This is a genomic window from Pseudorhodoplanes sp. (assembly GCA_032027085.1).
GTDB lineage: Bacteria > Pseudomonadota > Alphaproteobacteria > Rhizobiales > Xanthobacteraceae > Pseudorhodoplanes.
The window spans coordinates 689,193-702,877 of the sequence record JAVSMS010000001.1 but is presented as its reverse complement, the minus strand read 5'-3'; the positions used below and the strand labels follow the sequence as shown (position 1 = coordinate 702,877).

At 61.3% G+C, this 13,685-nt stretch carries 13 protein-coding genes and 1 pseudogene; 8 read left to right on the top strand and 6 right to left on the bottom strand.

Translation table 11 applies throughout. From position 1 onward, the window contains the following. Positions 1 to 100: 100 nt before the first annotated feature. Together RO009_03445 and RO009_03440 are read right to left on the bottom strand one after the other, a co-directional pair. Entirely contained in the window at positions 101 to 691 is a 591-nt protein-coding gene (locus RO009_03445) for a DUF2269 family protein (protein MDT3684081.1), read from the bottom strand. 9 nt (positions 692 to 700) lie between these two features. Further along, positions 701 to 1,225 (bottom strand): DUF2269 family protein, encoded by a 525-nt coding sequence (locus RO009_03440; GenBank protein MDT3684080.1) that lies wholly within the window; start codon positions 1,223 to 1,225, stop codon positions 701 to 703. Positions 1,226 to 1,278: 53 nt separating this feature from the next. On the opposite strand from RO009_03440, the gene RO009_03435 reads away from it, so the two are divergent. Continuing rightward, complete coding sequence (locus RO009_03435; GenBank protein MDT3684079.1) at positions 1,279 to 1,755, top strand: MarR family winged helix-turn-helix transcriptional regulator; 477 nt, start codon at positions 1,279 to 1,281, stop codon at positions 1,753 to 1,755. Between the two features lie 139 nt (positions 1,756 to 1,894). Here the strand turns inward: RO009_03435 and RO009_03430 are convergent, their stop codons facing one another. Both RO009_03430 and RO009_03425 read right to left on the bottom strand, forming a co-directional pair. Beyond that, a complete protein-coding gene (locus RO009_03430) occupies positions 1,895 to 2,344 on the bottom strand; it encodes a universal stress protein (protein MDT3684078.1) in 450 nt (149 codons plus the stop codon). 90 nt (positions 2,345 to 2,434) lie between these two features. Continuing rightward, entirely contained in the window at positions 2,435 to 3,712 is a 1,278-nt protein-coding gene (locus RO009_03425) for a putative Na+/H+ antiporter (protein ID MDT3684077.1), read from the bottom strand. A 166-nt stretch (positions 3,713 to 3,878) separates the two neighbouring features. Here RO009_03425 and RO009_03420 point away from each other — a divergent pair, with 166 nt between their 5' ends. The 7 genes from RO009_03420 to RO009_03390 all read left to right on the top strand — a co-directional run bounded on the left by RO009_03420 (position 3,879) and on the right by RO009_03390 (position 12,055). Then, entirely contained in the window at positions 3,879 to 5,522 is a 1,644-nt protein-coding gene (locus tag RO009_03420; protein MDT3684076.1) for an MASE1 domain-containing protein, read from the top strand. Beyond that, positions 5,519 to 6,112 carry a response regulator gene (locus RO009_03415; GenBank protein ID MDT3684075.1) on the top strand — a complete coding sequence of 198 codons (594 nt, stop codon included), beginning with the start codon at positions 5,519 to 5,521 and terminating at the stop codon, positions 6,110 to 6,112. The genes RO009_03420 and RO009_03415 overlap by 4 nt, the downstream gene beginning before the upstream one ends. A gap of 347 nt (positions 6,113 to 6,459) precedes the next feature. After that, the gene (locus RO009_03410; GenBank protein MDT3684074.1) at positions 6,460 to 9,063 is read left to right on the top strand and encodes a chemotaxis protein CheW; all 2,604 of its coding nucleotides are present in this window, start codon (positions 6,460 to 6,462) and stop codon (positions 9,061 to 9,063) included. Between the two features lie 8 nt (positions 9,064 to 9,071). Then, positions 9,072 to 9,533 carry a chemotaxis protein CheW gene (locus tag RO009_03405; GenBank protein ID MDT3684073.1) on the top strand — a complete coding sequence of 154 codons (462 nt, stop codon included), beginning with the start codon at positions 9,072 to 9,074 and terminating at the stop codon, positions 9,531 to 9,533. 57 nt (positions 9,534 to 9,590) lie between these two features. Beyond that, complete coding sequence (locus RO009_03400; GenBank protein ID MDT3684072.1) at positions 9,591 to 9,956, top strand: response regulator; 366 nt, start codon at positions 9,591 to 9,593, stop codon at positions 9,954 to 9,956. A 105-nt stretch (positions 9,957 to 10,061) separates the two neighbouring features. Next, entirely contained in the window at positions 10,062 to 11,171 is a 1,110-nt protein-coding gene (locus tag RO009_03395) for a chemotaxis response regulator protein-glutamate methylesterase (protein ID MDT3684071.1), read from the top strand. Continuing rightward, positions 11,168 to 12,055 (top strand): protein-glutamate O-methyltransferase CheR, encoded by an 888-nt coding sequence (locus RO009_03390; GenBank protein MDT3684070.1) that lies wholly within the window; start codon positions 11,168 to 11,170, stop codon positions 12,053 to 12,055. The genes RO009_03395 and RO009_03390 overlap by 4 nt, the downstream gene beginning before the upstream one ends. Positions 12,056 to 12,163: 108 nt before the next feature. Here RO009_03390 and RO009_03385 read toward each other — a convergent pair. Both RO009_03385 and RO009_03380 read right to left on the bottom strand, forming a co-directional pair. After that, a pseudogene (locus tag RO009_03385) lies at positions 12,164 to 12,583 on the bottom strand (DUF2778 domain-containing protein). Between the two features lie 785 nt (positions 12,584 to 13,368). Continuing rightward, a complete protein-coding gene (locus RO009_03380) occupies positions 13,369 to 13,644 on the bottom strand; it encodes a hypothetical protein (protein MDT3684069.1) in 276 nt (91 codons plus the stop codon). Positions 13,645 to 13,685: the final 41 nt, after the last annotated feature.

Below are 13,685 nucleotides of genomic sequence, written 5' to 3'. Positions count from 1 at the left end.
AAAGGAGGTAGCAGGTCGGTCGCGGCGCAGTCAAACCAAAACCATATGTGATTGCCCTGCCTCACCAGGGAAGAGGGCACAAATGCGAGCGCTCTTCCGCTCAAGCTGTTTCCCCTTCGCCATCCCACGGATAGATACGCGGGATCGCATAGTTCAGCAGCGAAGCGACTGCGACCGCAAGCGTTGTTGCTACAAAGAATTGCGTCCAGTCGTTCGGTCGCAGCGCCCCGAGCGACACGATCACAACAAGGATCGGGATATCCAGGAAATGTGTGAACGAGGCGAGCTGCTCGCTGCGGGCGCGCGCGAGCTCCGGGGTCAGGCGCCCGGCCGCGAGGGCCTCTCTCGCGAGACGGCGCAATCGCGTGAAGTACAGCCGCGTGATCGTGTTCCCCTCGATGAACTCGAAGGCGAAAAGAAGCACCATGCCGGCAAGCCACGGAACCGCGACGAAGCTCCATCCGTCATGGTAGGAGATGATCAACCAGGTGCCGCTTCCGAGCAGAAGAAGAGCGCCCGGAACGACCAGCCCGTCGTAGAACACCGCGATCAGCGTCACCGCCTGCGCAAACAGCTTCAGATCGCGCACCTGACGGGAGCGCATATCCGACACAAAGACGCCAATGAGGCCGGCCGACATGAGCATGAGGCCGACAAGATGTGCGAACCGCAGGAGCAGGAACTGGTCCATCGCCGGCCTTCAATTCCGGGATCGTCCAAACGCTGGTTTCAGCGTGGCGAGGAAGATGGTGACCAGGGCCAGAACCAGATTAGCAGCACCGAACATGGCTTCCCGATTTTTGATTGCGTTAAAGGTCTCCATCGATCCACCGCCTCGGATCATTTCGGCGGCCACATCGAGAAGGCTGACCCCAGCCGGCACCAGGACAAATGCAGCGTTGAGAATGATCAGGACGCCAATCATCTGATGCGCGGTGAGCCATCGCCTCCGCCCGAAGCCGAGCTTGCCGTAAAGAGTCATGAACAGACCGGTGACGACGAGGAGCGCGAGCCCCGGGATCGTCAGCGACCATGTGGCGATTTCGATGGCCAGCCGCCCGAACAGCATCGCTTGCGTCTGGTCTTTGGCACCGGGCACGAATCCGATCGTGATGTGGCCGAGGATGCTGCCAAGGAACATGGCCAAACCGACGAAATGCGCCGCCTTTGTACATTGAGTGCCTTGTCCTGAAGCTTTGGGTCCGAAGACAGGTGAAATTCTCAAGTGCGCCCGTACCTCATTGACATTATGATGTCAATAGGTGACTATGGTTACAAATGCGTAAGGCCAAGCGAACGCCGGCGGGCGAAGCCCTGAGCGGCCTCATGCTCGATCTGTTCCGGCTCAACAGTCATGTTCTGACCGCGGGGGATCGTCTGGTGGCCCGGCTCGGGCTGACCAGCGCCCGCTGGCAGATTCTTGGCACCATCGTCGCGGCGGACCGGCCGCAGCCGGTCGCATGGCTCGCGCGCGACATGGGTGCCAACCGCCAGAACGTTCAGCGCATCGTCAACGACCTTCACGGGGAAGGGCTCGTCGCATTCAAGACCAACCCGCATCACCGGCGGGCGCAACTCGTCATCCTGACTGACAAGGGAAAGCGGGCCTTCGAAGCGGCCATGGACCTGCAGGCCCCCTGGATCAACAGCCTCGCGCATGGGCTCTCGGTCACGGAGATAGACGGTGTCCATCGGGTGATAACTGCCCTCCGCCAAAAGCTGGAGCGCAACGACGAACGTGAAGAGCGAGACTGATCGCTTCCGATGATTCAAATCTTGCGATGACTGTGCCGGAAGACGAAGCAGTGGCGATCACGGCGCAGTAGGGCCGCTCGCCAGGGGCGTGTACTCACAAACCTGACGGGGAAATCGCAGGCTGATCTCTGTCACCAAGTCATTTGACGACGACGACGGGCAGTTTCGACAAGACGGTGAGGGACGCCGCCGGCCCGAAGGACAAGCCCAATGTTCCGGCAAGCCAACGATGCAGCATTCCCGGCTTTTCCCCGCCGATCACAATGGCATCGCAATGCTCCTGCATCGCCTTTCCCAAAATGGTTTCAACCGGCTCTCCAATCTCGACACGGCCTTGGACACGAAGACCCGCTTTCTCAAGACGGCGGCTGATATGCGAGACAATCGGCATTCCGAATTCCTTGATCAGCCTGTTGTCGATCTCGCTCTGCTTGAAAGTCTGGTAGCCCCTCAATCGATGGTCCCGCCGCTTGGATTGCACGTTGAGAACGAAGATATCAATCGGCGCGCCGCGCGTAGCAAGCATGGTCAGGTATTCTACGACCCGATTTGTCTGCGCGGTTCCTTCTACCACGGCAAGAATCCGCATTGCGTCCCGACCCTGATGCGTCGGAGATTGTGCGCTCTGTGAAGCTAGTTCTGAGCCAGTCGTGGCCATGGACTCGGTCTCCGTCATTGTTCAAGGCAAGAGCATGAAGGCCGCCGCGGCGACCAGCGTGGGCACGGCCGCGCCTGCAAACAGTCCGGCCGGACTGATGACCCCGTTTTTGAAGCTGCCCTTGAGGATGGCAAAGCCTGCGGGGTTTGGTGCGTTGGCAATCACGGTCAGACCGCCGCCGGTTACAGCACCGGCGACGAGCGAGTACTTGAACTCGTCTGACACTCCCTCAACCAGCGAGCCAAGATAGGTCAGCGCCGCGTTGTCGGTGATAGCAGTGAGAAGCGTTGCGCCCGTGAACAGGGCGGTCGGACCCATGTCGCTCAACAGCGGCTGAAGCCACCATTTCTGCTGGCCGCCGAGCACGACGAGCCCGGCAAGAAAGAAACCAACGAGCAGCCCCTCACGCAGTATCAGGGATGACTGGTATTGCTTGTATGCATGGGCAAAGCCGAGAAAGAACAGAAACAGAGCCAGGAAGACCACGAGGTGATGATTGAAGATTACAATCGCCGCGAGGAATGCAAGATGCACGGCGACGATCCATATTGGTGTCTCGAGTTTGCCGAGAGAGGGCGGCAGGCCGGGAAGTTCATTGAGATAGGAGCGAAACAGAAACGTCGCGCCCGTCGCATTTACGACGACGGCAACCGCCGCTTTCCAGCCAAATGTTTGCAGCATGAAGGCCAGATCAAAGCCCCAACGCTCCGCAACCATCAACACCGGGGGCGCCGCATAGGGCGTCAACGTTCCGCCGATCGAGACATTGACGAACAGCACGCCAATCGTGACGTACATGAATTTTTGCGGAGCATTGGCGCCGAAATAACGGTTGCGCAATAGCAACGCGGTCAGCGTCATCGCCGCCGGTTCCGTGATGAACGATCCAAGCAAGGGGCCAACCGACAGCAACGTCACGTAATAGGCCATTGGCCGTGCAATTGGCAGCGTTGAAGAAATGAAGCTGAGCAGCAACGCCGCGAAATCGATGACCGGCCGGCTGGCGGCGATCACCATAATGGCGAAGACGAATGCAGGCTCGGTGAAATTGCGGCTCTCAAGATATTGCAGGGCCTCGCGTGTTCCGACATGGGAGGCCATAAACAGGATGAGGATCGCCGCCCAGAAGCCGAACACGACTTCGACCTCGGCCATGAGCCTCCAGAAGCCGGCATGTGCCGTGTCGAGATGAGCCAGCCGCTCGAATGCGCGGGTTGCGAAGGTATGAATGATCGCCACAGCGAAAATTATGGCCGAGGCAATGGCGACTGTGTCTGGCGCGGAAATTTGCGAAACCATGCGGCCGACTGCTCCGGGCGAAGGGGCTGGATACGCCGATGGTGCAAGTTGGCGGCCGCACCCTTCAGCAGACAATCCGGTGCGTCGCCCGAGGATTTGCCCTACAGGGTAGCTACTAGAGTAGAACTACCTAATCGGAGTGAGGCGTTGCCGGGAGTATGACGGAATGACGAGACAGCCTTGGGAAAGGGTCGATCCTCGCATGCCGCTTGCGCGTCTGATCTCACGCTCGCATGTCGGAATCGGACTTCTCTATCTTGCCGCCTATGTGTTGCTGGATTGGGTTAGTTACGTCCACCCGTTTGCGACGTTTGGAATCACGCCCTGGAATCCCCACGTCGGCTTGAGCTTCGCCCTGATCTTGTTGTTTGGCTATTACTTCGTGCCCTGGCTTGTTTTGGCTCCCCTGCTTGGCGACCTAATTGTGCGTGGCCTGCCACTGCCAATCACGGCAGAAGTTCCGACCGTTCTGATCAATGGGCTGGCTTACGGCGCAGCCGCGGCGCTTCTTCTGTCGCCGCACATTAAATTCGATCACACATTGTCCTCACGACGTTCTCTGCTGTGGCTCCTAGCAGTGGCGATTGTCAGCATTGGGCTGGTGGCATCCAGCCATGTCCTAATTCTGTTTGCGCACGGCATGGTGTCGTCGGCCGATTTTTGGTCGGCGACAATGCGCGCTTTTGTCGGCGATCTCATTGGCGTCATGGTTTTTACGCCATTTCTTCTGATCGTATTCACGCGCCGCCATTTACCATCTCTCTCCTGGGAGCTCGCGTTTATCGTCGCTCTCACCTTTCTTGCATTGTGGGGTGTTTTCGGATTCACCGAGGCCTACCGCTTCCAGCTCTTTTATGCTTTTTTCATACCGGTTGTCTGGATTGCAGTCCGCTTCGGCCTGGAAGGAGTGACGCTTGCGCTCGTCATCACGCAAATCGGACTGCTCGTCGCCATTCATATATCGGGTCAGAGCGCAGTCGATGTCGTGTCCTATCAGGCCTTGATGGTTGTGCTCACGATCACCGGACTTGCCATCGGGGTGATTGTCAATGAGCAGAGGCGTACGCAGCAACAATTGCGGCTTCATCAGGAAGCGCTCAGTCGCGCGGCACGACTCGGAACGATGGGCGAATTTGCAGCGGCTGTCGCGCACGAAATCAACCAGCCACTGACCGCCATCGCCAATTATTCGCAGTTGGCGAAGGACGCTGCAGAGAGAAGTCCTCCCGACAACAGGGCTGCCGCGCAAGCCGCGTCAGGCGCGATCGATCAGGTGGATCGCGCGGCAGCAGTCATCCGTCGCCTACGCGATCTGATCAACTTTGGGCGGATCGAACAGAGTCCGACCTTGGTTGCGCGGCTGGTCGACGACGCCTATTCAATCTGCCGCCCCGAACTTGAACGGCACAATGTGGAATGCCACGCGCGGATCGCACGCGATCTTCCCCCTGTGATGGCCGATGTGCTGCAGATAGAGCAGGTGATTCTCAATCTTCTGCGCAATTCGTTGGAGGCGCTCGTTCACGCCGGACGCTATGACGGCTGGATCGAGATTGAAGCCGAGCGAGCGGCGCCCGACCAGATTGTCATACGGGTGCGTGACAACGGTCCTGGTCTCGACCCTGATCTTGTCGGTCAGCCCATTAATGCCTTTACGACAACGAAAAGCGACGGTCTCGGGTTAGGCTTGGCTTTGTCCCGCTCCATTGTGGAAGCACACGGCGGCCAGTTACAGATAGATAGCAGCACCAGTGGATTTTGTGTTTCCTTCACGCTGCGCGCCGTCGCCAGTGGAGAGCATGCAGCATGACTATCGCGCTAATCGAGGATGATGAAGCGATTCTCAGATCGCTAAGCCAGCTACTCGAGACACGCGGCATGACCGTGCGCTGCTTTGCAACCGCGGAGAGCTTTCTGGGATCGTTTGGGACGGACCCACTGGATTGTGTGATTTCCGATATTCGGATGCCAGGAATGTCAGGGCTCGAATTGCAGCGTGAGTTGCGCGAGCGCGATGCGGCCGTTCCGATCATTCTCATCACCGGACACGGCGACATCGCGATGGCGGTCAGTGCAATCAAGGGTGGGGCGTTTGATTTTATCGAGAAGCCTTTTGATGCTGAACGGCTCGTGGAAAGCATTGGATTGGCGGTGGAGCGGGGAATGCGCGCTCGCATCGAGCACAATGAGCGGGTGCGGCTGCAGCAGCAGATGTCAGAATTGTCCCCGCGTCAGTTGGAGGTGATGTGGCTGGTGGCGGAAGGCCTCTCCAACAAGGAAATTGCGCTCAAGCTTCGTATCAGCCCACGGACAGTCGAGAATTACCGCGCCTGGGTAATGGAAAAGATGGGCGCAAAGAATCTCGCCGATCTGGTGCGCAAGGTCATGGCATTGGGCTGACTGCTGGCCGCGACTCAGCTTGTAAGGCAGCTAGTCCCAGGCAGCATCCACTCCGCCAAACGTGAACGGGGCATCGTTGACTGATTCGCTAACGCTTTAGGTGAGGGTAGCCCTGCCAGCCGAACTGATGTAGGGCCAGCCCGCCTGGTTAAGACAGAACAATGAGCACCGCAGTTTCCACATCTCTTGCATTTGATCATTCGCCGAGGCCGCTCCCTTAACAAGCCGTTAATCGTCCGTTTTTGCGCTCTGCCTTACCCAAAATTTAATCGTTACCGAACACACTCCGCGACAGCCGTTGGGTGGAGGCCGCCGGGATTTGCCCAGGCGCGCCATGGCGTGTGCTTATGGACGAGTTGCTGCGCGAGTTCCTGACCGAGACCAACGAAAGCCTCGACGTCGTGGACGTCGAGCTTGTTCGCTTGGAGCAGGAGCCCAATAACGCCGACATCATCGCCAATGTCTTCCGGCTCGTTCACACCATCAAGGGCACGTGCGGGTTTCTGAGCCTGCCGCGGCTGGCCGCGCTCGCGCATGCCGCCGAATCCATGATCGGCAAATTCCGTGACGGCGCGCCGGTCACCGGCGACGCGATCACACTCATTCTCTCCACCATCGACCGCATCAAGGACATTCTTGACGCGCTCGAGACCGAACAGCGCGAGCCGGACGGCGACGATGCCGACCTGATCAGCAGGCTCGATCAGATGGCGGCGCAGGGCACGCGTCCGGCGGTCGCCCACACCAGCGGTTCTCTCGTTTATCAGGTGCTGGAACGGCCGCTGCGTCCGGGCGAAGTGTCGCTCGACGAACTGGAGCGCGTGTTCCGTGAAACCCCGGGACCGACGCCCGCGGCAGCCAAGGAAAAGAGCGCCGGCAAAGACGATGACAAACCGGATCAACGGGTCGCCAACCAGTCCATCCGCGTCAATGTCGACACGCTTGAACATCTGATGACGATGGTGTCGGAGCTGGTACTGACCCGCAACCAGCTCCTCGAGCTGGCGCGCCGGCAATCCGAATCCGAATTCAAGGTGCCGCTGCAGCGGTTGTCGCATGTCACCGCCGAATTGCAGGAAAGCGTCATGAAGACGCGCATGCAGCCCATCGGCAATGCCTGGCAGAAGCTGCCGCGCATCGTGCGCGATCTGTCGAGCGAACTCGGCAAGCATATCGAACTCGAAATGCACGGCGCCGACACCGAACTCGACCGCCAGGTGCTGGACCGGATCAAGGATCCGCTCACGCACATGATCCGCAATTCCGCCGATCACGGCATCGAATTCCCGCAGGAACGCGTGGTCGCGGGCAAACCGGAAAAGGGCACGATCCGGCTCACCGCCTATCATGAGAGCGGGCACATCATCATTGAAGTCGCCGACGATGGCCGCGGCCTGAATACGGCGCAGATCAAGGCCAAGGCCATTGCGCAAGGTCTCGCCACCGAGAGCGAGATCGCGAAGATGACGGAAACGCAGATCCACCGCTTCATCTTTGCCCCGGGATTTTCGACCGCCAAAGAGATTACCAACATTTCCGGCCGCGGCGTCGGCATGGATGTTGTGCAAAACAACATCGATCAGCTTGGCGGCGCGATCGACGTCAAATCCGTCAGCGGGGAAGGCTCGGTCTTCATCATCAAGATCCCGCTGACGCTGGCGATCATCTCGGCGCTGATCATCTCGTCCGGCGGCGAGCGCTTCGCCGTACCACAGCCCGCCGTCGTCGAGCTGGTGCGGGTGAAGCAGGGCTCCGAGCACAAGATCGAGCGCATCAAGAACACGCCGGTACTGCGGCTGCGCAACAAGTTGCTGCCGCTCATCTATCTCAGCAAGTTGCTGCGGCTCGGCGACAATCCGGACGCTGAATCCGACCGCGGATTTGTCGTGGTCATGCAGGTGGGACCGCACAGCTTCGGCATGGTCGTCGACGCGGTCTTTCACACCGAGGAGATAGTGGTCAAGCCGATGGCGACGCGGTTGCGCCACATCAACACCTTCTCGGGCAATACCATTCTGGGCGACGGATCGGTGATCATGATTCTCGATCCGAACGGCATCGCCAATGCGTTCGGATCGGCGGTTTCACAGGTTGCGAAAATCGCCGATGTGTTCGCCGACGACGCCGAAAAAGACTCCGGTGCCGAGAAAACCTCGCTTCTCGTCTTCCGCGCCGGTTCGGTCGCGCCGAAGGCGGTCCCGCTGTCGCTGGTGACGCGTCTGGAAGAAATCGACGTCAAGAAGATCGAAATCGCGAATTCCCGCCACATGATCCAGTATCGCGGCCACCTGATGCCGCTGATCCAGGTCAACAGCGACGTCAAGATCAGGGAAGACGGCACGCAGCCGCTGCTCGTCTTCTCCGACGGCGCGCGCTCCATGGCGCTGGTGGTGGATCAGATCGTCGACATCGTGGAAGACACGCTCGACATCCAGGTCGTGGGCGATCGTCCGGGAATCCTGGGCTCGGCCATCGTCAAGGGTGAGGCGACCGAAATCATCGATGTCGGGCATTTCCTGCCTCTCGCCTTTGCCGACTGGTTCCGCCGCAAGGACGTGCGCGCCGATGCGCGCCGCAACCTTCTCTTTGTCGAGGATTCGGCCTTCTTCCAGAACATGCTGGTGCCGGTCCTGCGCGCCGCCGGTTACAACGTCACCACCGCCGGGGGCGGGCAGGAGGCGTTGTCCATTCTCAGGAACGGCGCACGCTTCGAGGCCATTGTGACCGATCTCGACATGCCGGACATGGACGGCGTCGCGCTCGCGGCCGCCATTCGCGCCGACAGGCAATGGGCCGGCATTCCGCTGATCGCGCTGTCGTCGGTTGCGACGGACGACGCTATCGCGCGTGTGCGCCAGGCGGGCTTCCACGATTTTGTTGCCAAGTTCGATCGGCAGGGGCTGATTGCCGCGCTGAAAGAGCAGATCGGCAACGTTCACAGGGCCGCATGAGTGACGCCATGACCGAGGTCCAGACCGAGAATCGTCTTGAATATGTCACCGTCACGATCGGCGGCCAGTTGTTCGGCCTGCCGATCGGACAGGTGCAGGACGTCTTCGTCCCCGGCCATCTGACGCCGGTGCCGCTGGCGCCCGAAGAGATCACCGGCGTGCTCAATCTGCGCGGCCGCATCGTCACCGCCGTCGACATGCGCTGCCGGCTCGGATTGCCGAAACGCGACACGCGGCAGAATGCGATGGCGGTCGGAATCGATCTGAACGGCGAGTCCTATGGCCTGATCATCGACACGGTCGGGGAGGTTCTCAAGCTGCATGAGAACACCCGCGAACCGGTGCCCATCAATCTCGACGCGCGGCTGGCGCAGGTGACCGCCGCCGTTCACCGGCTTGATGGCGAGCTTCTTGTGGTTCTTAACGTCGCGCGTGTGCTCGACGTCAAGCCGCGCGACATGGCGGCCTGAGAAAGACTGCGAAGGATGAATGCGGGCGCGGAAGGCGTCTGCGAAAGCGAGGATGTGATGAAAACCTGTCTTGTCGTCGATGACTCCAGCGTCATCCGCAAGGTGGCGAGACGCATACTGGAAGGGCTCGACTTCCAGATCGTTGAGGCCGAAGACGGCCAGCAGGCGCTCGACGCCTGCCAGCGCGATCTCCCGGATGCAATCCTGCTCGACTGGAACATGCCGAAGATGGACGGCTACGATTTCCTGAAGGCGCTGCGGCGGCTGCCGGGCGGCGACCGTCCGAAAGTCGTGTTCTGCACCACCGAAAACGATGTCGCGCATATCGCCCGCGCGCTGCATGCCGGCGCCAATGAATACATCATGAAGCCGTTCGACAAGGAAATCGTCGAGGCCAAGCTTCAGGAAGTCGGCCTGATCTGACCGCTATTTCCCGTGCCTCGTAAGCGTTGAGTAGTGCGTATCGTGCCAGTCGCAGTGTCAGCAGAAGAGACCGTCGCGCCCGCCCTGCTCGGGCCGGTGCGGGTCATGGTGGTTGATGATTCAGCGGTGGCGCGCGGATTGGTGCGCCGCTGGGTCGAGGAAGAGCCCAACCTCGAGATCGTCGCCTCGCTGCGGACCGGGCGCGAGGCCATCGATTATCTCGACCGCACGCATCCCGACGTCGTCGTGCTTGATGTCGACATGCCGGACATGGACGGCATTTCGGCGTTGCCGCTGATGCTGAAGAAGCGGCCGGATCTGGCGGTGATCATGGCGTCGACGCTGACGCGCCGCAACGCCGAGATCACGCTGAAGGCGCTGGCGCTCGGCGCGCTCGATTATGTGCAGAAGCCGGAAGCGAACGGCGTCGTCACCAACCCGGAATTCCGCCGCGATCTGCTCGCCAAGATTCGCGAATTCGGCGCGCGCGCGCGCCGCGTGGCGCTGCGCCGGAACGCGCCGCCATCCGCCGAAGTCCGGCGTGTTCCCGAATTCACCGATCCCTCGATCGTTCCCTTCGAGCCGGCGCGGCGGCCGGAAACCCGGCTGCGCCCGTTCCCGAAGAGCATGCCGCGCGTGCTGGTGATCGGCTCCTCGACCGGCGGCCCGCAGGCGCTGACGGCGCTTTGCGCCGGGCTGGGCCCGGTGATCGATCACGCGCCGGTGCTGATTACCCAGCACATGCCGCCGACCTTCACCACCATCCTCGCCGAGCATCTGTCACGCGCGATCGAGCGCCCGGTGCGGGAAGCCGAGCATGGCGAGCATATCCGCTCGGGGCACGTTTATATCGCGCCGGGCGCGCGCCACATGCGCGTATCGCGCCGCGACAACCAGGCGGTGATTGCGATCGACGACTCGCCGGCGGTGAATTTCTGCAAGCCATCGGTCGATGTCCTGTTCTCCTCGGCGGCCGATGTCTGGGGCGCCTGGGTGCTGGGGCTGATCCTGACCGGGATGGGCGCCGATGGTACGCGTGGCGGTCAAGATATTGTCGCCGCCGGCGGCTCAATCATCGCACAGGACGAGGCGACCAGCGTGGTCTGGGGCATGCCGGGATCGGCGGCCGGCGCGGGCCTGTGTTCCGCCGTCCTGCCGATCGGGGAGATCGCGCCGAAGCTGGTCCGCATGTTCACAGCCGGGGAGCGCACGTGACCCCGAGCGATTACGACTTCCTGCGCAAGCTGCTGAAGGAACGGTCCGGCCTGATGCTGTCGGCTGACAAGCATTATCTCGTCGAGAGCCGCCTCTTGCCGGTCGCGCGCAAGGCCGGCTTTGCGGACCTTGGCGAACTGGTGCAGAAGCTGAAAGGCTTCACCGCCGAACCGCTGACGACCGAGGTGGTCGAGGCGATGACCACCAACGAGACTTTCTTCTTCCGCGACAAGATTCCCTTCGAGCATTTCCGCGAATTCATTTTGCCGACCCTGATGGGCGCGCGCGGCAAGCATCAGCGCATCCGCATCTGGTGCGCGGCGGCCTCGACCGGGCAGGAGCCCTATTCGCTGGCGATGATCCTGAAGGAGATGGAGCATCGGCTCGACGGCTGCCGCTTCGAAATCCTGGCGACCGACATTTCCACCGAGGTGCTGGAAAAGGCGAAATCCGGCATCTACAGCCAGTTCGAGGTGCAGCGCGGACTGCCGATCCAGCTTCTGGTCAAGTATTTCACCAAGGTCGGCGAGATGTGGCAGATCGCGCCTGATATCCGCGCCATGGTGCAGTTCCGGCCGTTCAACCTGCTGCACGATTTCTCGCGCTTTGGCACCTTCGACCTCGTCATGTGCCGCAATGTGCTGATCTATCTGGACCAGGCGACCAAGATCGACATCCTTGACCGTCTCAGCCGCGTCGTCGCGGCCGACGGCTATCTGGTCCTCGGTGCCGCGGAAACGGTCATCGGATTGACGCACAGCTTCCGCGCATTGTCCGACAAGCGCGGGCTTTATATGCCGAACCATGCGGCCGAAGCGGGCGCTGAGGCGGTGCTGCTGAAATTTCCGGTGCAGCGTCCGCTGGTCGCCGCCGGCAGCGCATGACGCAGGCAAGCCGCTGATTCGAAGGACACTCGCAAAATTATAATTCGAGTGTGGTTTTGGATCAGAACTTCGCTTGATGGACGCGCCGCGAAGGTCTGAGCCACCCCACTAGAACAATTTCGGCCAGAAGCTGCGTTTCGCGGCGAATGCCGGCGCTTTCTCAAGGCGGGCGACCACAATCATGCGCTCCACCTCGCCGCGTTTGAAGGCGGCGAGAAATTTTTGATAGTCCTTGACGGAGACGCAGCCATTCGACTGGCCGTTCGGGCCAAGCAGATACGGATGCACGAGAATGCCGGCGCGGCCGAACATGGCCTCCCTGTTCTCGGGATTCATGCGGATGGCCTCGTGGCCGTGGAACAGCGCTTCGCGCATGGTCAGCTTGTAGCTGTTCGGCGGGGTGACGCCGCGCATGCGAAGTCGCACATGCTTCGGATTGTCCATGAATTCGCCGAAGCCCGAATGCGCTTCGAGCTTGTCGCCATTGGGCATGTAAACGGTGCGCGCCGTGATGTCATAGATCGCCGTTTTCGCGGTTTGCGCATCCTCCTCGAGCTGGATCGGCATATCGGCGGGCGTGAGCGAGGCAAGCTGCGGACGCGCGCGCGGCAGCGGCCGGGGCGGAGGATTGTCCACCCTCAGGGACGTTTCGATGCGGACCGTTGGCGGCGCGGGTTCGGCGCCGGGGTTGGCCGCGGTGATGCCGCCGATGGAACCGGTAAAGATCACATCGTCATCACTGAGCGAGCCGGAGGCGGCCTGCAGGACGAAGCGCCATCCGTCGGGCGCCGCCGAAGACTCGGCTTCAAGGATCTGCGGTATCATTGTCGTGTCGGGCTCGGCGAACCAGGCCAGCCCGGCGGACGGCCGGGCCAGGCCGACCAGCGATCGCGTATCGGAACGAGCGTCGATGGCCAGCGCCAGCACATGTCCAGCCGCAGCGATGGTCGTGCCCGCGACCGTGCAAGCGATCGCCGCCGCGGCGCCGCCGCGCGCGAGCGCAGCGAGCCATCGATTGGCAGACGATTTTCCCGGGCGTTTAGGCGCCCTGCCGTGCCGAGCGGGCACGGCCTCCCCCGAAACAGACATTACGCAACTTCGTCCCCGGATAGGTCCCCTTGACCATCCCTGACGGTGGTTAAGCGCGCGTAAAGGGCGGCAAAAGGGTGCTGGCGGGACGAAAAGATGGCCTCTTCGCGACCGGGCGCGTCTCCTGCGCTCACTGCCTCCGGTCCAGAGGGGGCCCGACAGGGCGCGGAGTTACGCCATCCATTCCAGCAGGGCGTCCGAGCGGCCCAAACGAAGTGGATGGCTCAGTTGATCCGCTGCACCCGCGCGGCCATCCCCGGATTCAATCGCACCCGGTAGGTGACGTTCTGACACTTGAGGATCCAGGCTGCCTGGTCAGGCCGCGACAGCGCCTTGTCGCGCACTGCGCTCAACGGCTTCTCGCAGGCAAAGCCCTGGCTGCGGATCTGGACCGCCAGAATTTCGGGCGGCATCTCCTGCGCCGCCGCCGGGATTGGCTCGATGGCCAGGGCGGCGGCAAGAATGAAGCCGAAGCCCGTGCAATAAAGATTCGTCCTCATGGCACGATCGCCCTCTGTGTTGGCGAACCGAATTTCCGGTG